Raw genomic sequence first — 20,015 nt, 5'->3', positions numbered from 1 at the left:
TCAGCAGCCGTCGTCGACCCCGTCCTGCGCGTCGGCGGTCTTCATCAGATCGTCGAGGATCGCGACATGCGGCGCGGCGGCGGCTTCGGTCGCCGCCAGGATCGCGCGATAGCGCACCACCACCTCGCGCCCGAGCTCGGTCAGCCGCGCTCCGCCGCCGCCGGCGCCGCCGGTCTGGCCGGTGACGAGCGGGCGGCCGAAGGCCTTGTTGAGGTGGTCGACCAGTTCCCAGGCCCGACGATAGGTCATCCCCAGCGCCCGACCGGCGCCGGAGATCGAACCCGTCTCCTCGATCGCTTCGAGCAGGGCGACCTTGCCGTGACCGATTCGCGTGTCTGAATCGAGCTTGAGGAACAAACGAACGGCGATCATCGGCGGCTCCCGAACCCGAGGTGACCGGCGACACGACGCGGCGTCGCCCACGCATGAGCAAACTGCCTTTCGTCGACGGAAGCAAGTCGCCGCCACCTCGCGCCGACGTGAAATCGAGTGCTCCAAAATTGCCTTTTGGAACAATTGCAAATCCGAGCGGCCCGATCGATGATCCGCCCAAGCAAAAATACTGACGGCTCAGCGAAATGCTTTGCTGATCATAACGAAAACCGGGGAGTGAAACAAGGCGGTCTCGCCGTTTTGTTTTACCAAACACAACGAAAACTGGACCGTCGCCTCTCCTCGTGGCGTGCGAACGGTTCGTCGACCGCAAGGGAGGAAGAGGCCCATGATGAATTCACTGCACATCGACGCATCGAAGTGCACCGGGTGCCTGCAATGTGAAATGGCGTGCTCCTTCGAGAACCACGGCGTCTTCGCCACCTCGAAGTCGCGCATCAAGGTCTTCGACTTCCATACGACCGGCCGCAAGGTCCCCTACACCTGCACGCAGTGCTCGGAAGCATGGTGCATGCATGCCTGCCCGGTCGGCGCCATCCACGAGGACAAGGTTCTCGGCGCCAAGGTGGTCAACGAGACCACCTGCGTCGGCTGCAAGGTCTGCACGATCGCCTGCCCCTTCGGCACGATCAACTACGTGGCCGACACCGGCAAGGTCCAGAAGTGCGACCTCTGTGCGGGCGCTCCGGCCTGTGCCGACGCCTGCCCGACCGGCGCCATCACCTTCGTCGACGCGAACTGGACCGGCCTCGATCGCATGAGGAACTGGGCCGAGAAGCTCGACACCGCCACGAAGACCGCCTGAGGAAGACGAGGAGAATCCCATGTCCTGGCAACGCAAGATTCTGCGCGTCGATCTGACCGCCGGCACCGTTTCCAACGAGCCGCTCAACATGGAATGGGCGATGGAATACCTCGGCTCCCGCGGCCTCGGCACGAAGTATTTCGTCGACGAGGTCGGCCCGGGCGTCGATCCCCTGTCGCCCGCCAACAAGCTGATCTTCGCCACCGGCCCGCTGACCGGCACCATGGCCTCGACCGGCGGCCGCTACACCGTCATCACCAAGGGCGCGCTGACCGGCGCCATCGCCTGCTCCAACTCGGGCGGCTACTGGGGCGCCGAGCTGAAGCAGGCCGGCTGGGACATGATCATCTTCGAGGGCAAGTCCCCGAAGCCGGTCTACCTGCTGGTGCGTGACGACGAGGTCACCCTCGAGGACGCCGCCGACCTGTGGGGCCACACCGTGTGGCACACCGAGGAAAACCTGAAGGCACGCCATCAGGACCCGCTGATGCGCGTCTCCTCGATCGGCCGTTCGGCCGAGCAGGGCTGCCTCTACGCCGCGGTCGTCAACGACCTCCACCGCGCCGCCGGCCGCTCCGGCGTCGGCACCGTGATGGCGTCGAAGAACCTCAAGGCGATCGCCGTGCGCGGCACCAAGGGCGTCGGCACCGTGCGTGACCCGAAGGCCTTCATGACCGCCACCAAGGCCGCCAAGAAGGTGCTCGCCGACAACGCCGTCACCGGCCAGGGCCTGCCGACCTACGGCACCCAGGTGCTGATGAACGTCATCAACGAGATCGGCGCTCTGCCGACGCGCAACCACAAGGACGTCCAGTTCGAGGGCGCGCGCGACATCTCGGCCGAGGCCATGCGCGAGAAGCGCCCGACCGACGGCAAGGCGAACCTCGTCACCAACCAGGCCTGCTTCGGCTGCACCATCGCCTGCGGCCGCATCTCCCAGCTCGACAACGGCCACTACACGGTCGAGAACCGCCCGCAGTACTGGGGCGCGTCGGGTGGTCTGGAATACGAGGCGGCCTGGGCGCTCGGTGCCGCCAACGGCGTCGACGACCTCGAGGCGCTCACCTACGCCAACTTCCTCTGCAACGAGGACGGCTTCGACCCGATCTCCTTCGGTGCGACCGTCGGCGCGGTGATGGAACTCTACGAGATGGGCGTCCTCACCAAGGAGCAGATCGGCATCGAGGCGCCGTTCGGTTCCGCCCGGGCGCTGACCTTCCTCGCCGAGAAGACCGCCACCGGCGAGGGCTTCGGCAAGGAGATGGGTCTCGGCTCCAAGCGGCTCTGCGAGAAGTACGGCCATCCGGAGCTCTCGATGTCGGTCAAGGGTCAGGAATTCCCGGCCTACGACAGCCGCGGCATCCAGGGCATGGGCCTGACCTACGCCACCTCCAACCGCGGCGCCTGCCATCTGCGCAGCTACACCGTGGCCTCGGAAGTGCTGGGCATCCCGATCAAGACCGATCCGCTGGCGACCGAAGGCAAGGCGGGTCTCGTCAAGGCGTTCCAGGACGCGACCGCGGTGTTCGACTCGGCCGGCGTCTGCCTCTTCACCTCCTTCGCATGGAGCCTCGTGGACGTCGCGCCGCAGCTCCAGGCGGCCTGTGAGGGCGACTGGAGCCTGGAGAACCTGAACGTCGTCGGCGAGCGCATCTGGAACATGGAGCGCATGTTCAACAACGCCGCCGGCTTCACCGCCAAGGACGACTGCCTGCCCAAGCGCCTGACGACGGAACCGGCCAAGACCGGCCCCGCCAAGGGCCTGGTCAACGGCCTCGAGAAGATGTTGCCCGAGTACTACGCCGAACGCGGCTGGACCTCCGACGGCATCCCGACGTCCGAGACGCGCGCCCGCCTCGGCCTGTGATCCGAACCCGGACGGCCGCTCGCGCGGCCGTCCCCTCTCCCGCATCGCCCGCTCGCCTCCGATCCCGCCCGCGCGATCGGCGGCGGGCGCGTGCGGGCCCCGAATTGCCGCGAGGGTTCCCATGAGACACGTCATTCTCGGCAACGGTCCGACCGGTGTGGTCGCCGCCGAAGCCATCCGCAAGGCCCGCCCGCACGACGAGATCGTCGTGGTCGGCGACGAGCACGAGCGCCCCTATTCCCGCATGGCGATCCCCTATCTGCTCGAGGGCAAGATCGCCGAGTCGGGCACCCTGCTGCGGCACGACCGCAATCACTGGATCAATCACCGCATCGAGCTGGCCGAGGCCCGCGCCTCGTCGATCGACACCGACGCCAAGACGGTGACGCTGTCGAACGGCGAGACCATGCCCTACGACAAGCTCCTGCTCGCCACCGGCTCCCGCCCGGTGCGCCCGCCGATCCCCGGCATGAACCTGCCCGACGTCGTGTCGTGCTGGACGCTTCAGGATGCCCGCGCCATCCTCGACCGGCTGCGGCCGGGCGCCAAGGTGCTGCAGATGGGCGCCGGCTTCATCGGCTGCATCATCATGGAGGCGATCGCCAACACCGTCGGCAAGACCGGCGGCTCGCTGACCGTCGTCGAGATGGGCGACCGCATGGTCCCGCGCATGATGACGCCCAAGGCTTCGGCGCTGATCCGCTCGTGGAGCGAGAAGTCGGGCGTCGAGGTGCTGACCTCGACCAAGGTCGCGGCGATCGAGGCGAACGTCCCCCAGGGCGGCCTGCTGTCGCTGGTCTTCAAGGCCAAGAACACCCGCGAGAAGGTCAAGGTGAGCTTCGGCGACGGCACGACGCGCCTGTTCGACTTCGTCATCTGCGCCACCGGCGTCGCCCCGGCGATCGACTATCTGCGCGGCTCCGGCGTCGAGATCGGCAGCCTCGGCGGCATCGTCGTCGACGACCGCATGCAGACGACCGCCCCCGACGTCTACGCCGCCGGCGACTGCACGGAGTCGGTCGACTTCTCGACCGGCGAGCACATGGTCAACGCCATCCAGCCCAACGCCGCCGACCAGGCGCTGGTCGCCGGCGCCAACATGGCCGGCGGCGACGCCCGCACCCTCGGCGGCCTGCGCATGAACGTGCTCGAGACCTTCGGTCTGGTCTCGACCTCCTACGGTCAGTGGTGGGGTGCCGAGGGCGGCGATCACGTCGAGGTGGTCGACGAGGCCGCCCATCACTACATTCGTCTGGAGTTCAAGGGCGACCGCGTCATCGGCGCGACCGTCGTCGGACGCACGCACCACATCGGCGCGCTGCGCGGCCTGATCCAGACCGGCGCGCCGCTCGGAGACGACTGGAAGGCCAAGCTCAAGGCCGACCCGAACAAGTTCATGGACGCCTATCTGGCGCGCGCGCTGTCGCTCGCCTGAGGCGGGCGGAACGAGCGAGAGGAGATCCGCATGATCCACGTGATCGCCCCCAAGGGCACGCCCGCCGGGACCGAGACGATCGAGATCACGCTCAAGCTCTTCGCCATGCTGGAGCGTTGGCTGCCGGAGGGAACCCGGCGCAACGAGGCGCGCGTCGCCGTGCCGGTCGGCACCACGCCGGCCGACATCGTCGCGACTCTCGACCTGCCGGCGGCGCTCTGCGCCATCGTGCTGGTCGACGGCCGCTTCGTCGACCACGAGACGCGTGCGACGCGACCGCTCGCCCCCGGCGAGGTCCTGTCGATCTGGCCGCCGATCGCCGGTGGCTGAGATGGACGGCTCCGCCGCCGCGTCGCCGGCGCGCGTCCACGACTTCGAGATGGCGATCGATGCGGCCGAACTCGCCCGCATGGCCGCCCATCTCGATCCCGCGCAGACGATCCGCGTCTCGGGCACGACGATCGAGGGCCGCTTCGAGACGGCGGCATTTCGCCTCGCCCTCACCGCCCCGCGCGAACGCCGCATCGGGCTCGTCCGCTTTCCGATCGCCGACGTCCGGGTCGAGATCGACGGCGCCGACGATGATCTCGCTCGCCGCTTCCTCGCCCGCTTCCACGCCGTCTTCCGCAAGGGCGGCGGCTGAGGCGCGGCCGAGGAGACGATGGACAAGACCGCGATCCCGGGCCTACCCTCGCCGCGACCCTCCCCGCAGCCGAGCCGAGTATTCCCATGTCGTCCGCCTCCGAAGTCCTGCCTCTCGCCGTCGTCGTCTACGAATCGGGCTTCGACATCGCCCCGACGCTGGCCGAGGTCCGCGCCCGTCTTACCGCCCGCGGCGACCTCTCGCTCGGCGGCGTGCTGCCCGAATGGGGCGGCCTGCATTCCAACGGCCGCCACGAGATGCTGCTGCGCGACCTCGCCTCCGACGGCGTCACCCAGATCTCGCAGGAACTCGGCGCCGAGGCCGACAGCTGCATCCTCGATCCCGACGGTTTCGCCCGCGCCCGCCTGTCGATCTCCCGGGCGATCGAGGCCGGCTGCGACATCGTCTTCGTCGGCAAGTTCGCCAAGCAGGAAGCCGCCGGCCAGGGCGTCCGCTCCGAGATCGGCGACGCCATGGCCGCCGGCATCCCGACGCTCGTCGTGATGCGCGAGGCCCAGCGCGAGGCCTTCGAGGCCTTTGCCGGCGACGACTGGACGAAACTCGCCCCCGACGTCGACGCCATCGTCGGCTGGGCCCTCGCCGCGACCGGCCGCGCCGCCTGACGGTCTTCTACCAAAGGAGGAGGCGGGCCGGACATAACGGTGCTAACATCCTGACTGGTCGTGATGTTTTTAAGAACATAACGCCCTTGCGAGACCGGGAACATCCGGCGGGAATGCGCAGGAGCAGCGAATGGTGATCGTCGACGTTCTCGGCGAATTGGCGCAGGCCTTCGGCGTCGACACGCCCGGATTCTGGCCGATCGTCGGGCTCAGCCTCGGAGTCACGCTGACCGCCGTGTCGCTCGCCGCCCTGATCGGCCTTCCGCTCGGCTCGCTCATCGCGGTCTCGCGCTTTCCCGGCCGGACCGCCGTCGTCGTCACCGTCAACACGCTGATGGGCCTGCCGCCGGTGGTCGCCGGTCTGGCGATCTACCTCCTGCTGTCGCGCTCCGGCCCGCTCGGCGGCCTCGGTTGGCTGTTCACGCCCAAGGCGATGGTCATGGCCCAGGCCGTGCTCGTCCTGCCGATCGTCGTCGCGCTGACGCGCCAGACCATCGAGGACCTGTGGCGCGAATATGCCGAGCATCTCGCCTCGCTCGACCTCGTCGGCCGGCGCGCCGTGCCCACCCTGCTGTGGGACGCCCGCTTCTCGCTGATCACCACCCTTCTCGCCGGCTTCGGCCGCGCCTCGGCCGAGGTCGGCGCCGTGCTGATCGTCGGCGGCAACATCGTCGGCCACACACGCACCATGACCACCACGATCGCCCTCGAGACCTCCAAGGGCGACCTGCCGCTGGCCCTCGGCCTCGGCGCGGCACTGCTCATGCTCACCCTCGTGCTCAACGCGACCGCCTTCGGCATCGGCCGTATCGGCGCCCGGAACGCGGGGTGAACCGATGCGCGACACCGCCTCCATCATGCCGTTGAAGCTCGAAGGTCTGACCTTCGCCATCGACGGCCAGCCGCTCGTCGCCGGCGTCGACCTGACGCTCGAGCCCGGCGGCGTCACCGTGCTGATCGGTCCCAACGGCGCCGGCAAGTCGCTGCTGCTGCGGCTCTGCCACGGCCTCGTCGCCCCGACCGCCGGCACCCTGAACTGGCACGTCGCCGAAGGCCGCCGGGCCGGGGTCAAGGCCCATTCCATGGTGTTCCAGAAGCCGGTGATGCTGCGTCGCTCGGCCCGTGCCAACCTCATCCACGCGCTCGCCGCCGTCGGCCGCGGCCGAGCCGAGCGCAACGCGCGCGCCGACGAGGCGCTGAAGCGCTTCCGGCTCGACCATCTCGCCGACCGTCCCGCCCGCGTGCTCTCGGGCGGTGAGCAACAGCGCCTCGCCATCGCGCGGGCCTGGGCGCTCGACGTCGAGACCCTGTTTCTCGACGAGCCGACCTCGGCGCTCGACCCCGCCGCGACGCGGGCGATCGAGGAGACCATCGCGATGATGGAGACCGAGGGCCGTACCATCGTCATGGCGACCCACGACCTCGGACAGGCCCGCCGTCTCGCCGATCGCGTGCTCTTCGTCATGAGCGGTCGCATCCACGAGGATGCGCCCGCCGAGCAGTTCTTCAAGGAACCCGCGACGCCGGAAGCGAGAGCCTTTCTCGCCGGCGATCTCGTGATCTGATCGCAGAGGAGGAATTCCGATGAACGCCATCACTCGCCGCATCGCTCTCGCCGGTCTCGCGCTCGCCGCCGTGCCGGCGCTCGCCACGGCCCAGACGGCCGCACCGACCGCCTCGATCGTCGTCGCCTCGACCACCTCGACCCAGGATTCCGGCCTCTTCGAGCATCTGCTGCCGCTCTTCACCGCCAAGACCGGCATCGCCGTCAAGGTGGTCGCCCAGGGCACCGGCCAGGCGCTCGACACCGGCCGTCGCGGCGACGCCGACGTGGTCTTCGTCCACGCCCGCGCGGCCGAGGAGAAGTTCCTCTCCGAAGGTTTCGCCAAGGCGCGCAAGCCCGTGATGTACAACGATTTCGTCCTCGTCGGCCCGAAGTCCGACCCGGCCGGCGTCGGCGGCACCAGGGACATCGCCGCCGCCCTGACGACGATCCAGGCCAAGAAGGCGCCCTTCGTGTCGCGCGGCGACAAGTCGGGCACCCACATGGCCGAACTCGCCCTGTGGAAGACCGCCGGCATCGACCTCGCGACCGCGCGCGGCGACTGGTATCGCGAGATCGGCCAGGGCATGGGCGCCACCCTCAACACCGCCTCGGCGATGAACGGCTACGCGCTGGCGGATCGCGGCACCTGGCTCGGCTTCAAGAATCGCGGCGATCTCGTCGTCTCGGTCGAGGGTGACAAGCGTCTGTTCAACCAGTATGGCGTGATGGCGGTGAACCCGGAGAAGTTCCCGCACGTCAAGGCCAAGGAGGCGCAGGTCTTCGTCGACTGGCTGACGAGCGCGGAAGGCCAGAAGGCGATCGCCGACTACAAGATCGGCGGCCAGCAGCTGTTCTTCCCCAACGCCGACCAGCCCGGCGCCTGATCGGCCGGAGCGTTCACGATCACGACAGGGACGACGCATGGCACAGCTCTCGGACGACGCCTTCGCCTTCGGCGGTGATCTCATGCGCATCGAGGAGGCGCTGGCCCGCGTCGCCGCGCGCGTGCCCGCGATCGCCGAGACCGAGACGGTGCCGCTCGAGGCGGTCGACGGCCGGGTTCTGGCCGCCGACCTCGTCGCCCCGATCGACCTGCCGCCCTTCGACAATTCCGCCGTGGACGGCTACGCCGTCGCCCACGGCGCACTCGCGGTCGGCGGGCCGAGCGTGCTGCCGGTCTCCGGCCGCATCGCCGCCGGCCACGGCGCCGGCCACGACGCGGCCGCGGGCACCGCCGTCCGCATCTTCACCGGCGCGCCGATGCCCGAGGGCTGCGACACCGTCTTCATGCAGGAGGACGTCGTCGTCCTCGACGACGGCTCCGTTCGTCTGCCCGAAGGGCTGAAGCGCGGCGCCAACACCCGCCCGCGCGGCGAGGACGTGGCGCGCGGCACGATCGTGCTCGAGGCCGGCCGGCGCTGCGACGCCCGCGACGTGGCGCTGCTCGCCGCCCTCGGCGTCGCCGAGATCGAGGTCCGCCGCCGCCCGCGCGTCGCGGTCTTCTCGACCGGCGACGAGATCCGCAACCCCGGCACCGCGCTCGGCCCGGCGTCGCTCTACGATTCCAACCGTTTCTCGCTGATGGCGCTGCTGAAGCGCGCCGGCTGCGACGTCACCGACCTCGGCATCCTGCCCGACAATCTCGCCGCCACCGCGGAGCGGCTCGGGAATGCCGCCGCCGGCCACGATCTGATCGTCACCTCGGGCGGCGTCTCGACCGGCGAGGAAGACCACGTCAAGGCCGCCGTCGGGGCCCGCGGCGCGCTGCATTTCTGGCGGCTGGCGATCAAGCCCGGCCGCCCGGTGGCGATCGGCACCATCGCCGGTGCCGCCTTCGTCGGCCTGCCCGGAAACCCGGTCGCGGTCTTCGTCACCTACGCCCATGTGCTCAGGCCGATCGTGGCGGCGCTCTCCGGCGCCCGCGTCGTGGCCGTGCCGCGCCAGACGATCGTCGCCGACTTCGCCTATTCGAAGAAGGCCGGTCGGCGCGAATATGTCCGCGTCTCTCTCGCCACCCGCGACGGCCACACCGTCGCCGAGAAATACCCGGTCGACGGCGCCGGTGTGCTGACCTCGCTCACCCGCACCGACGGTCTCGTCGAACTCGCCGAGGAGACCACCAAGATCGCGCCCGGCGACGAGGTGCCCTATCTCGACTACCGGCTGATCTTCTGAGCCGCGCCGGGCAGGAGCGCATCGCACCCCGCCCGGCCGCCGCCGAAGGTGACCAGCACCAATGCCATCGCCGCCCAGGGCAGATGGAAGTTCGCCCAGCCGTCCGGCACGGTGAGCTGGACCACGGCCGTCATCGCCAGCAGGCCGAGCGCCGCCCAGCGGGTGGCGAGACCGGCGACCAGCAGGATCGGCAGCACGATCTCCGCCGTCCCCGCCGCGAAGGCCATGGCCGCCGGGAACGGATAGGCGATCTCGGCGCCGAAGAGATGCAGGCGGAACTCCTCGCGGAAGAGGTAGAGCGCCCCCGCCGACAGCCGGCCGACGCCGTCCCACTTGGTGAGACCCGAGGCGAAGAACGGCACCGCCAGCGCCAGCCGCGTCGTCAGCAACGCCACGTCGCGCGCGAACCCGCCGGTGCGCGCCACCAGCGCCTCGGGCAGTGCGAGCAGACGGACGAGCAGGTTGGGGCGGGCGGACGTCGCGTCCAAATCGATTTCGGTCATGGCATGTCCTCCTCTCGGACCTCTGCACAACTCGGTGGAACCGAGTTCGATGCCGTGCGCGATGCTTCGAGACGGCGTTCTTCGAACGCCTCCTCAGCATGAGGCGCTTGTTGCTGCAGGTAAAATTTCAGAACCTCATCCTGAGGAGCGCCGCAGGCGCGTCTCGAAGGATCGCGCACGGACGTCGATCCGCCCCCCTATGGAACCAAGCGAGGGTCCTCCTGCGGACGATCGCATCGGATGGCGGCGACGGCACCGAGCCGCACCAGGGCGACGAGCCGGGCACCGACGTCGAAGGCTTCGTCGATCGCCAGTGCCGCCTCGGCCGCCGCGGCGATCGTCGCCCCGCCCGCCAACGCCGCGGCGAAGGCATGGCCGGCGCGGTCGACCGGATGGACCGCGACCTCGGCGTCCGGCCGCAGGACGAGAATGAACTCCGCCCCCGGCACGATCGTCTCCGCCTCGCCGTTCGCAGCCCAGAGCGCTGCCACCGGCCATGCCGTCTCGACGAACCGCAGGCTCGGATGGACCGCGATCCGCGCGGCGGCGAGCGCCTCCGGATCGAACGCCCCGAGATCGGCGATCGTCGCCGGCACCGCCTCGGCGGCGTGATGGGCCTCGTTCCACGCCACCTCGAGCCGCGCCACGTCGGCGAGCCACGGCCAGTCGGCGAGGTCCGGGTGGGCGGCGACGAAGTCCGGCAGACCGCCGCCCCAGTCGATGAGCAGCGCCGTCGGCGGCCGGTCGGTGGCGACGAAGGCGCGGGCGAGATCGGCGAAGGTCTCGGCGCCGAGCATGCGCTCGAGCACCGGGTGTCGCGTCGCCAGCGCCGAGACGAGACCGAGCGTCGCGGTGGCACGATGGACGGCGAAGCGCCGGCCGATCGGCCCGCCGCCGGGTGCCAGAAGCCCCTCGGGCGGGGCGAGCGCGCGATCGAGCAGCGCCGCGGCGATCGCCGCCTGCCGATCGGCGTGGGAGGAAACCGGTTCAGGCCGCATCGCGCCGCCCTCCCCGCGCCCGCTCGAGGATCGCCCCGGCCCGGCCGGCTTCCGCCACCAGCTCGGCCCAGGACGGGATCGCCTCGTCGCGCTCGATCAGGGTCGGAACGGGCCCGAGCCGCGCGATCGTCTCGGCGAAGAGCGTCCACACCGGATCGGCGACCGGGCTGTCGTGGGCATCGACGAAGAACGGCAGTCCGGCATCGTCGACCGTCTCGAAGCGGCCGGCGAGGTGGATCTCGCCGACCCGCTCGACCGGGAAGGCCGCCAGATAGTCGCGCGGATCGAAGCCGTGGTTGGTCGCCGAGACGTCGACGTTGGCGACGTCGAGCAGCAGGCCGCAGCCGCTCGCCCGCGCCACCTCGGCGAGGAATTCGGTCTCGGGAATGGTGCTCTCGGCGAAGCGGAAATAGGTCGAGGGGTTCTCGAGCAGGATCGTCCGGCCGAGCGCCGCCTGCGCCTCGTCGACATGGGCGATCACCCGCGCCAGCGTCTCCTCGGTCAGCGGCAGCGGCAGCAGGTCGGGAAAGCCGAAGCCGCCGTGGCTCGACCAGGCGAGATGTTCCGACACCGCCTCCGGCTGGTAGCGCGCCACGAGCGCGGCGAGACGGTCGAGATGGTCGCGATCGAGCCGCCCGGCCCCGCCGATCGACAGGCCGACGCCGTGGATCGACAACGGATGACGCTCGCACAGAGCGGTCAGCTGACGATGCGGCGGGCCGCCGGCGCCGAAATAGTTCTCGGCATGGACCTCGAAGAAGCCGACCCCGCGCGGATCGGCGAGGATCTCGGCGAAGTGCCGCGGCTTGAAGCCGACGCCGCAGGTGGCCGGCAGCGATCCCGGCGCGGAAGGCGAAGAACGATCCGACATGGCGGTCTCCCGAAACGTTTCGGAAGGGCCGCCGCCGGCACGGACAGCGGCCCTTCGAAGATCGACGATCAGCCCTTCGGCACGTCGCGCGTGAGGGCGGTCAGCGACCCCATGCGGTCGCCCGGCAGCTTCATGGTGGCGCAGGTCCCCTTGGGCACGAGCTTCCAGGCATTGCCCTGGTAATCGACCCGGGACGTGCCGGCGCAGGTGGTGCCGGCGCCGGCGGCGCAGTCGTTCTGGCCCTTCAGGGCGACGCCGAAGCACTTCTCCTGCGGCGCATCCTCGGCGCGCGCGGCGGCGGCAGAGAGGGTGGCGCCGAGCGCGGCGGCGAGCGACAGGGCGATGGCGGTACGGTTCATGGGCGTCGTCTCCTCGTCGTGCCGATCACATCTTGCCCGGCTCGAGCATGCCCATGCCCTTCGGCGTCTTCATCATGGTGCAGGTGCCCTTGGGCACGAGCTTGAACGACGCCGGGTCGTAGTCGACCTTCGAATGGCCCTTGCAGTCGTGGCTGCCGGCGGCGCAGTCGTTCTGGCCCTTCATCGAGACGCCGTAGCACTTCTCCTGCTCGGCGGCGGCGGCCGGCCCGGCGAGAACGGCGCCACCGAGGGCGGCGGCGAGGGAACCGAGGACGGCGAGGTTGACGGTGCGACGATTCATGGGACGATCTCCTTGGCTTGGTCTCGAACCGGTTCGTCCGGCTCGTATCGGTCTTCGGACGTCGCCCGGCCTTCGTTACGCCGCTCGCGCATCCGTGACCGGGGCGCGCCGTGCGATCACGGTCGCGTAATCGAGCGACCCGAGCCGTAACGAATGCGCCTTCACGCGCGTAAGCCGGACGAGACCAACAGGGGCGCCATGATCGGTCGAGCCGCGACGGAAGACACCTGGAGCGACTGGATGCGCGCCGCCCTCGCCGGCGACGCGGCCGCCTATCGCCGCCTGCTCGAGGCGCTGACACCGGTGCTGCGTTCCGCCGCCGCGCGCGGGCTGACACGCGCCGGTGCCGGCCTCGCCGACGTCGAGGACATCGTGCAGGAGACGCTGCTGGCGCTGCATCTGAAGCGCCACACCTGGGATCGGACCCAGCCGCTGATGCCCTGGGTCGTCACCATCGCCCGCCACAAGCTGATCGACGGCCTGCGCCGTCGCGGCCGGCGGACGGAAGTGCCGGTCGACGACTTCGAGGCGGTGCTCGCCGCCCCCGAGGCGCGCGACCCGACCGAGGCCGGCGACGTCGAACGTCTGCTGGGGCGACTGGCACCGCGCCAGCGCGACATCGTCCGATCGATCACCGTCGAGGAGTGCTCGATCGCCTCGACCGCCGATCGGCTCGGCATGACCGAGGGCGCCGTCCGCGTCGCCCTCCACCGCGGTTTGAAGGCGCTCGCGGCGCTTTCCGGGAGCATGACATGAAGACCGAAGACCTGATCGGCGCCCTGGCGCTCGACGCCGAAACCCCGACCGCACCGCTCGCCCGCGGCTTCGCGCTCGCCGGCCTCGTCGGCGCCGTGCTCTCCGCCGCGCTGTTCTTCGCCACGATCGGGCCGCGCCCGGACTTCGCCGTCGCCGTGACGACGCCGCGCTTCGTGCTGAAATTCGTCGAATGCGCCGCGCTCGCCGCCGCCGCCGGCCATCTGGCGCTCGCCCTGCTGCGCCCGGCCGGCGATCCGGCGGTCGGCCGGCGGGCGGTGATCGCCGTCGTCGCCGCAGTCGCCCTCGCCGTGGCGATCGAGGCGATGCTGGTGCCGTCGGCCGAATGGGGCGCCCGGGTCGTCGGGAAGAACTGGTTCCACTGCCTGGTGCTGGTGCCGACGCTGGCGATGCCGGCGATCGCCGTGCTGCTGGCGGCGGCCCGTCGCGGCGCCCCGAGCGAACCGGCCCGGGCCGGCGCCGCGGTCGGCCTTCTCGCCGGCGCGATCGGCGCCTTCTTCTATGCCGCCAACTGCACCGACGACAGTCCGCTGTTCGTCGCCGTCTGGTACACGCTCGCCATCGCCGCCACCGCCGCGATCGGCGCCGCGATCGGTCGCCGCCTGCTGGCGTGGTGAGGCGGGCGGCCGTGGCGCATCAGCGGATGCGCTCGGCCTCTGCGACATGGACGGGCCGGCCGGCGACGAAGGTCGCCACCACCCGCGGCTTGCCGTCCGGCCCTTCGGGGTCGATCGCCACCACGTCGGCGCGCAGCCCGGCGTCGAGCCGTCCGCGATCGGAAAGCCCCATCGCCGCCGCCGGATTGGTCGAGACCAGCGCCCAGGCCCGCTCGAACGTCGCCGCCCCTTCCTTCGCCAGCCGGAACGGCGCCAGCGCCAGCGCCGGATAGTAGTAGTCGGAGGCGAGGATCGAGCAGAGCCCCTGGCGCACCATCTCGGCCGCCGAGGGGCAGCCGGTGTGGCTGCCGCCGCGCACCACGTTGGGCGCGCCGAAGACCGTCGCCTCGCCCGCCGTCACCGCCTCGGTGGCGGTCGAGACGTCGAGCGGGAACTCGGCGACCGCCACGCCCAGCTCGCGGAACCAGCGCCGCGTCTCGGGGTCGCGATCGTCGTGCGACAGCATGGCGATGCCGGCCGCCCGCGCCGCCGCCGCCAGCCGCTCGATCGACGGGGCGACCTCGTCGCGACGGCCGTCGACGACCTCGACGAGATGCATGAAGTCTGCACGTTCCAACCCCGAACGCTCGATCATCTTGCCGATCTTCTCCGGCTTGGCCCGGTCCCTGAGCGTCGACGCCATGTGGTCGTTGAAGGCGAGGCAGCCGATCCGCCCGGCGGCGATCCATTCGAGGATCTCCGCCTCGCCGTCGAGATTGAAGGTCTCGTGGCGCAGGTGATAGCGCGTGTCCGCCGCGAGCCGACCGGCGAGCCGCTCGATCGCCGAGAGGAGCTCGCGGGCGTTCTCGGCGCCGCGGAGGCCCGGCTCCCACGAGCGGGTGACGCCGTGGAACGCCGTGGTGATGCCGTTGGCGACGAGCTGGCGGTCGCTGTCCATCAGCGCCGTGACGAGGTCGAAGGAGACGCCCGGCCGCGGCATCACCTGCCGCTCGAAGGCATCGCCGTGGACGTCGACGATGCCCGGCAGCACGAGGAGCCCGCGCGCGTCGAAGACCCGGGCGCCCGGCGCCTCGCCCGCGACGATCCGACCGTCGACGAAGGCGAGATCGCCCGCCGCGAGCCGACCGCCGGCGAGCACCCGGCCGCCCTGCAGACGCCAGCCGGCGCGATGTGCACTGTCGTTCATGGCGGTCTCCCGATCCTCGGCGAAGCCTGTCCCACGGCCCCCGCGTCGCGCGCCGTCTCTCCCGCACCGGCTAGTCCCCGACGATGACGTTTGGACGACGGCTCCGGCAAGGCCTCTCCGTCGCATCGTCACGGACTCTTCATCGGGGCGTCGCGGAAGCGTTGCGAACGTCATCTAGAGCGATCTCCCGAAGCCGCGCGATCGCCTTTCGGGCACCGCGTGGCGATCGGCTTTGCCACGGGAGACGGACATGCTGGCGATCGAGGGACTGACGCGACGCTTCGGCGAATTCGTCGCGGTCGACGGCGTCGATCTGGAGATCCCGGCGGGGCAGATGGTCGGCGTCATCGGTCGCTCCGGCGCCGGCAAGTCGACGCTGCTGCGCATGATCGACCGCCTGGTCGAACCCTCCTCCGGACGCATCGTCTGGGAGGGCCGCGAGGTCACCGCGCTGAAGGGTGCCTCGCTGCGCCACTGGCGGCGCGACTGCGCCATGGTCTTCCAGCAGTTCGCCCTCGTCGACCGTCTCGACGTGCTGACCAACGTGATGATGGGCCGCCTCGACCACATGGCCGAGTGGCGCTCGTTCCTGAAGCTGTGGACCGCCGAGGACAAGGCGATCGCCCTCTCCGCGCTCGAACTCTTCGACATCGCGGGTCTCGCCGCCAATCGCGCCGGCGCGCTCTCCGGCGGCCAGCAGCAGCGCGTGGCGATCGCCCGGGCGCTGGTGCAGGAACCGCGCGTCATCCTCGCCGACGAGCCGATCGCCTCGCTCGACCCGCGCAACACCAAGGTGGTGATGGACGCGCTCCTCAGGGTGAACCGCGACTTCGGCATCACCGTGCTGACCAATCTCCATTCGATCGATCTGGCCAGGCGCTACTGCGACCGCCTGATCGGCATGAAGGCGGGCCGCGTCGTCTTCGACGGCACGCCCCGCGAGCTGACCGACGAGGTGGTGCGCGATCTCTACGGCCTCGAGGCCGTCGAAGTGGTCGACATCCCGAACGCGAACGACCCGACGCCGGACGACATCCGCGCCGCCTGGGACGCCGCCCACGCGCTCGACCCGGTCTGACGCCCTTTCCCATCCCCATCCCGCGGCGGTGAAAGACAGGACCGTCGCGATCCAGAGGAGACCTCCCATGATCGACCGTCGCAGCGTCCTCGGCCTCGCCGTCGCCGCCGTCGCCTTCTCCGCCACCGGCGCCCGGGCCGAGGACTGGAAGGCGAAGTATCCCGAGATCGTCTTCGGCAAGATCCCGGACGAGAACGCCTCGGGCACCGTCGACCGCTATCAGCCCTTCATGGACTACCTGTCGAAGGCCATCGGCACCAAGGTGACGCTGCGCGTCGCCCAGGACTACGCCGCGGTGATCGAGGGTCAGCGCGCCGGCCAGATCCACATCGGCTACTACGGCCCCGCCTCCTACGCCCGCGCCACCATGGTCGGCGCCAAGATCGAGCCGGTCGCCATCGAGGTGAACTCGGACGGCACCAAGGGCTACTACTCCGTCTTCTACGTGAAGAAGGACAGCCCCTATCAGAAGATCGAGGACCTGAAGGGCAAGAACCTCGGCCTCGTCGACCCGAACTCGACCTCGGGCAACAACGTGCCGCGCTTCTCGCTGTCCAAGATGGGCATCGACCCCGAAACGTACTTCTCGAAGGTGGTCTACACCGGCAGCCACGAGAACGCCGTCATCGCGCTCGGCCAGGGCACCGTCGACGTCGCCGCCAACTGGTGGAACGACGAGAACGAGTCGATGCTGAAGCGCATGGAGCGCAAGGGTCTGGCGAAGTACGACGACTACCGGATCATCTTCAAGTCCGAGCAGATCGTGAACTCGCCGATCGCCATTCTCTCCGACCTGCCCGACGACCTGAAGAAGGCGCTCTCCGCCGCCATCCTCTCCTTCCCCGAGAAGGAGCCGGAAGCCTTCAAGAAGATGACCGACGGCAAGCAGCTGCCCTGGGTCGCCGTCACCCACGACGCCTACAAGCCGATCGTCGAGCTCAACAAGTTCGTCGACGACCTGCGCAAGAAGAAGGGTTCGTGATCGAACCGCCCGACGCCCCGCCGGTGACCCCGGCGGGGCTTCCCGCGTCCGATCTTCCCCTCCCTCGTCACACGCGAGTGCGCCTTGCCGACCACCCTGCCCCGCCTGCCGGCCGACCGCCTCGCCGAGCTCGCCCGCGCCCATGCCGAGGCGACCCGCGCCCGCCGCAACACGACGCTCATGGCCTTCGCCGCGCTCGTCGTCGTGGTGGTGGCCTCCGGCGTCTTCGCCGGGGTCGATCCGGCGCGGATGTTCGCGCGCATCGGCTCGATCGGCGACTACTTCGGCCGCATCTTCGTCTTCGACAACGGCCCCTACGTCGGCCGCCCGGTCTTCGTGGCGCCGGACGAATGGATGTGGGGCATCGTGCGTTGGACCCGGCTCATCGGCGACACGCTGCTGATCGCCTATGCCGGCACGCTGATGGGGGCGATCGCCGCCTTCTTCCTGTCCTTCATGGCGGCGAAGAACCTCGGCCGCCACGCCGCCGTGCGCCTCTCGGTCAAGCGCCTGCTCGAGTTCTGCCGCACCGTGCCGGAACTGGTCTTCGCGCTGATCTTCGTCATCGCCTTCGGTCTCGGCCCGATGCCCGGCGTGCTGGCCCTCGCCATCCACACCACCGGTGCGCTCGGCAAGATGTTCTCGGAGGTGGTCGAGAACATCGACATGCGCCCGGTCGAGGGCACGCTCGCCGCCGGCGGCACCTGGTGGCAGACCGTCCGCTTCGCCGCCCTGCCGCAGGTCGCGGCCAACTTCGCCAGCTACGCGCTGCTGCGCTTCGAGATCAACGTGCGCGGCGCCGCCGTCATGGGCTTCGTCGGTGCCGGCGGCATCGGCCAGGACCTGATCGAGGCGATCCGCAAGTTCTATTACGCCGACGTCTCGGCGATCCTCGTCGTGATCATCGCCACGGTGATGCTGATCGACCTCGTCACCGAGCGGATCCGCCATCGTCTCGTCGCCGGGGAGGCTCGGGCATGAGCGTCGTCGTCAAGTCTCCGAGCGATCTCGACGGCGTGCTGTCGCAGACCCGCCGCATCCGCGCCGCCCTCGGCCCGGCGGCCCGCGCCAACCGCGCCGACCTCGAGAAGCGCCACCCGCAGGTCTTCCGCGGCGACCCGGCCGCCCGCGCGATCGGCGTCGGCATCGTCGTCGGCCTCGCCGCCCTCCTCGTCTTCGCGCTGTGGCGGTTCGAATTCTCCTTCGCCCGGATCGGCTCGGGGCTCTCGCAGCTCGGCCACTTCCTGACGCTGATGGTGCCGCCCTCCGCCGGCAGCTGGGCGCGCTTCGGCCTCTTCGTCAACGGGCTGGCCGAGACGGTGGCGATCGCGCTCCTCGGCACGCTGGCCGCGGCGATCCTCGCCTTTCCCTTCGGCTTCATGGCGGCGCGCAACGTCATGGGCTTCCGCCTGCCGCATTTCCTGACGCGTCGCTTCCTCGACACGATCCGCGGCGTCGACACGCTGATCTGGGCGCTGATCTGGATCAACGTCGTCGGCCTCGGCCCCTTCGCCGGCATCCTCGCCATCATGTCCTCGGACTTCGGCGCCTTCGGCAAGCTCTTCTCCGAGGCGATCGAGGCAGTCGACACCAAGCCGGTCGAGGGCATCGCGGCCTCCGGCGGCTCGCGGATGGCGCAGATCCGCTTCGGCATCCTGCCGCAGATCCTGCCGGTGATCGCCGGTCAGGTGCTCTACTACTTCGAGAGCAACACCCGTTCGGCGACGATCATCGGCATCGTCGGCGCCGGCGGCATCGGCCTGTGGCTGTCGGAAGCGATCCGCACGCTGGAATGGGCGCAGGTGTCGCTGCTGGTGCTGATGGTGCTCGCGACCGTCGCGGCGATCGACCAGATCTCCGCCCGCATACGCTTCGCCATCATCGGCGAACGCCGCATCGAGACGTGATCAGCCTCCGAGAGGTCTCCGTCTTCCTCTGTTCGGCTTCATGTTGAGGTGCGAGCGAAGCGAGCCTCGAAACACGAAGCCGTCGACAGGCGGTGCCTCTCGGCCCTTCGCCCTTCGAGGCTCGGCTTCGCCGAGCACCTCAGGGTGAAGGACCTCTGCGAGAGGCCGGCGGGGTACTCACACCCCGCATCCACCGTTCACCCGACCGTCACCCGCACCCGGTCGCCGGCGAAGCGCGCCCGCGCCCACTGGATCGGGTGGCCCTCGAGGTCGGAATTGATGCAGTCGATCTCGATCACCGGACGGCCGACCGCGATCTCCAGCCGTCGCGCGTCGAGATCGTCGGCGATGCGCGCGCCGATCCGCGTCTCCGCCCGCCAATAGTCCTCGACCCCGCCGGCCTTGAAGGCGGCGGTGAAGGAGGCGGTGCGCGCGTAGATCTCGGCGACATCGGGAAAGCGCGCCGCCGGCACCGCCGTCAGCGCCCAGGAGATCGGCACGCCGTCGGCACGACGGACCGTCTCGAGCCGCACGATCTCCTCGCCCGGTGAAAGCCTCAGCGCCGCGGCGATCGGCGCGGTCGGGAGTTCGCGCGTGGCGGAGAGCAACTCGCCCGAAGGCTCGCGCGCCTGCGCCACCACGATGTCGGAAAAGCGCGTGCGCGGCCCGATCGGATAGGCGAGCGGCGCCCGCTCCACATAGGTCCCCGAGCCCTGGACGGCGCGCACCATGCCGCGTTCGGCGAGGTCGCGCAGCGCCTGACGCACCGTGTGGCGGTTGACGCCGTAGCGCAGCGCCAGCTCGGCCTCGGTCGGCAGCCGCGTGCCGGCCGCCCACTCGCCGTCGGCGATCTTCGCCTCGAGCAGTTCCGTCACCTGCCGCCACACCGCGATGCCGCGCCCACGGGCGAGCCCCGCGCTCTTGGTTTCCGCCGTCACGTCCTCGTCTCCCA

24 protein-coding genes are annotated in these 20,015 nt (G+C 70.2%); 16 read left to right on the top strand and 8 right to left on the bottom strand.

Features of this window, described 5'->3' with window-relative positions; all coding sequences use genetic code 11:
• Positions 1-372, bottom strand: coding sequence for a winged helix-turn-helix domain-containing protein (locus ACT541_RS10430; RefSeq protein ID WP_476136583.1), 372 nt, complete (start codon positions 370-372; stop codon positions 1-3).
• A gap of 349 nt (positions 373-721) precedes the next feature.
• On the opposite strand from ACT541_RS10430, the gene ACT541_RS10425 reads away from it, so the two are divergent.
• The 10 genes from ACT541_RS10425 (at position 722) to ACT541_RS10380 (ending at position 9,487) form a co-directional block, all read left to right on the top strand.
• A complete protein-coding gene (locus ACT541_RS10425) occupies positions 722-1,198 on the top strand; it encodes a 4Fe-4S dicluster domain-containing protein (RefSeq protein WP_476136581.1) in 477 nt (158 codons plus the stop codon).
• Positions 1,199-1,217: 19 nt separating this feature from the next.
• Positions 1,218-3,065: an aldehyde ferredoxin oxidoreductase family protein gene (locus ACT541_RS10420; RefSeq protein ID WP_476136579.1), complete on the top strand. Its 1,848-nt coding sequence runs from the start codon at positions 1,218-1,220 to the stop codon at positions 3,063-3,065.
• A 121-nt stretch (positions 3,066-3,186) separates the two neighbouring features.
• A complete protein-coding gene (locus ACT541_RS10415) occupies positions 3,187-4,500 on the top strand; it encodes an NAD(P)/FAD-dependent oxidoreductase (RefSeq protein ID WP_476136578.1) in 1,314 nt (437 codons plus the stop codon).
• 30 nt (positions 4,501-4,530) lie between these two features.
• Positions 4,531-4,830 carry a MoaD/ThiS family protein gene (locus ACT541_RS10410; RefSeq protein WP_476136576.1) on the top strand — a complete coding sequence of 100 codons (300 nt, stop codon included), beginning with the start codon at positions 4,531-4,533 and terminating at the stop codon, positions 4,828-4,830.
• 1 nt (position 4,831) lies between these two features.
• Complete coding sequence (locus ACT541_RS10405; RefSeq protein ID WP_476136574.1) at positions 4,832-5,143, top strand: hypothetical protein; 312 nt, start codon at positions 4,832-4,834, stop codon at positions 5,141-5,143.
• An 86-nt stretch (positions 5,144-5,229) separates the two neighbouring features.
• On the top strand, positions 5,230-5,766 hold the full coding sequence (locus ACT541_RS10400; RefSeq protein ID WP_476136572.1) for a DUF2478 domain-containing protein: 537 nt from the start codon (positions 5,230-5,232) through the stop codon (positions 5,764-5,766).
• Positions 5,767-5,902: 136 nt separating this feature from the next.
• The gene (locus ACT541_RS10395) at positions 5,903-6,598 is read left to right on the top strand and encodes an ABC transporter permease (RefSeq protein WP_476137519.1); all 696 of its coding nucleotides are present in this window, start codon (positions 5,903-5,905) and stop codon (positions 6,596-6,598) included.
• A 4-nt stretch (positions 6,599-6,602) separates the two neighbouring features.
• Positions 6,603-7,331, top strand: a complete 729-nt coding sequence (locus ACT541_RS10390; RefSeq protein WP_476136570.1) for an ATP-binding cassette domain-containing protein — start codon at positions 6,603-6,605, stop codon at positions 7,329-7,331.
• Positions 7,332-7,350: 19 nt separating this feature from the next.
• Entirely contained in the window at positions 7,351-8,196 is an 846-nt protein-coding gene (locus ACT541_RS10385; protein ID WP_476136568.1) for an ABC transporter substrate-binding protein, read from the top strand.
• Positions 8,197-8,233: 37 nt separating this feature from the next.
• Positions 8,234-9,487, top strand: a complete 1,254-nt coding sequence (locus ACT541_RS10380) for a molybdopterin molybdotransferase MoeA (RefSeq protein ID WP_476136566.1) — start codon at positions 8,234-8,236, stop codon at positions 9,485-9,487.
• On the opposite strand, the gene ACT541_RS10375 is transcribed toward ACT541_RS10380, so the two are convergent.
• The 5 genes from ACT541_RS10375 to ACT541_RS10355 all read right to left on the bottom strand — a co-directional run bounded on the left by ACT541_RS10375 (position 9,469) and on the right by ACT541_RS10355 (position 12,519).
• Entirely contained in the window at positions 9,469-9,990 is a 522-nt protein-coding gene (locus tag ACT541_RS10375) for a DoxX family protein (protein WP_476136565.1), read from the bottom strand. The genes ACT541_RS10380 and ACT541_RS10375 overlap by 19 nt on opposite strands.
• A 197-nt stretch (positions 9,991-10,187) precedes the next feature.
• Positions 10,188-10,988 carry an HvfC/BufC family peptide modification chaperone gene (locus ACT541_RS10370; protein ID WP_476136563.1) on the bottom strand — a complete coding sequence of 267 codons (801 nt, stop codon included), beginning with the start codon at positions 10,986-10,988 and terminating at the stop codon, positions 10,188-10,190.
• Positions 10,978-11,859, bottom strand: coding sequence for an MNIO family bufferin maturase (gene bufB, locus ACT541_RS10365; RefSeq protein WP_476136561.1), 882 nt, complete (start codon positions 11,857-11,859; stop codon positions 10,978-10,980). The genes ACT541_RS10370 and bufB overlap by 11 nt, the downstream gene beginning before the upstream one ends.
• Before the next feature lie 68 nt (positions 11,860-11,927).
• Positions 11,928-12,218: a BufA1 family periplasmic bufferin-type metallophore gene (locus ACT541_RS10360; RefSeq protein WP_476136559.1), complete on the bottom strand. Its 291-nt coding sequence runs from the start codon at positions 12,216-12,218 to the stop codon at positions 11,928-11,930.
• Between the two features lie 25 nt (positions 12,219-12,243).
• On the bottom strand, positions 12,244-12,519 hold the full coding sequence (locus tag ACT541_RS10355) for a BufA1 family periplasmic bufferin-type metallophore (RefSeq protein WP_476136557.1): 276 nt from the start codon (positions 12,517-12,519) through the stop codon (positions 12,244-12,246).
• 198 nt (positions 12,520-12,717) lie between these two features.
• Between ACT541_RS10355 and ACT541_RS10350 the strand changes: the two genes are divergently transcribed.
• Together ACT541_RS10350 and ACT541_RS10345 are read left to right on the top strand one after the other, a co-directional pair.
• Positions 12,718-13,275 carry a sigma-70 family RNA polymerase sigma factor gene (locus ACT541_RS10350; protein WP_476136555.1) on the top strand — a complete coding sequence of 186 codons (558 nt, stop codon included), beginning with the start codon at positions 12,718-12,720 and terminating at the stop codon, positions 13,273-13,275.
• The gene (locus ACT541_RS10345) at positions 13,272-13,910 is read left to right on the top strand and encodes an NrsF family protein (RefSeq protein ID WP_476136553.1); all 639 of its coding nucleotides are present in this window, start codon (positions 13,272-13,274) and stop codon (positions 13,908-13,910) included. The genes ACT541_RS10350 and ACT541_RS10345 overlap by 4 nt, the downstream gene beginning before the upstream one ends.
• A gap of 19 nt (positions 13,911-13,929) precedes the next feature.
• Here the strand turns inward: ACT541_RS10345 and ACT541_RS10340 are convergent, their stop codons facing one another.
• Positions 13,930-15,096 carry an alpha-D-ribose 1-methylphosphonate 5-triphosphate diphosphatase gene (locus ACT541_RS10340; protein ID WP_476136551.1) on the bottom strand — a complete coding sequence of 389 codons (1,167 nt, stop codon included), beginning with the start codon at positions 15,094-15,096 and terminating at the stop codon, positions 13,930-13,932.
• A gap of 250 nt (positions 15,097-15,346) precedes the next feature.
• Between ACT541_RS10340 and phnC the strand changes: the two genes are divergently transcribed.
• From phnC to phnE (ACT541_RS10320), 4 genes are all read left to right on the top strand, one after another.
• Positions 15,347-16,174, top strand: coding sequence for a phosphonate ABC transporter ATP-binding protein (phnC, locus tag ACT541_RS10335; RefSeq protein ID WP_476136548.1), 828 nt, complete (start codon positions 15,347-15,349; stop codon positions 16,172-16,174).
• Positions 16,175-16,241: 67 nt separating this feature from the next.
• Complete coding sequence (phnD, locus tag ACT541_RS10330) at positions 16,242-17,156, top strand: phosphonate ABC transporter substrate-binding protein (protein ID WP_476136544.1); 915 nt, start codon at positions 16,242-16,244, stop codon at positions 17,154-17,156.
• Between the two features lie 84 nt (positions 17,157-17,240).
• Positions 17,241-18,137, top strand: a complete 897-nt coding sequence (phnE, locus tag ACT541_RS10325) for a phosphonate ABC transporter, permease protein PhnE (protein WP_476136542.1) — start codon at positions 17,241-17,243, stop codon at positions 18,135-18,137.
• Positions 18,134-19,063 carry a phosphonate ABC transporter, permease protein PhnE gene (gene phnE / locus ACT541_RS10320; RefSeq protein ID WP_476136540.1) on the top strand — a complete coding sequence of 310 codons (930 nt, stop codon included), beginning with the start codon at positions 18,134-18,136 and terminating at the stop codon, positions 19,061-19,063. Before phnE (ACT541_RS10325) ends, phnE (ACT541_RS10320) begins: the two co-directional genes overlap by 4 nt.
• A 197-nt stretch (positions 19,064-19,260) precedes the next feature.
• On the opposite strand, the gene phnF is transcribed toward phnE (ACT541_RS10320), so the two are convergent.
• A complete protein-coding gene (gene phnF / locus ACT541_RS10315; RefSeq protein WP_476136538.1) occupies positions 19,261-20,001 on the bottom strand; it encodes a phosphonate metabolism transcriptional regulator PhnF in 741 nt (246 codons plus the stop codon).
• Positions 20,002-20,015 lie beyond the last annotated feature (14 nt).

The organism is Pinisolibacter sp. DMC100 (assembly GCF_056313705.1).
This window is presented reverse-complemented; position numbering and strand designations above follow the sequence as displayed.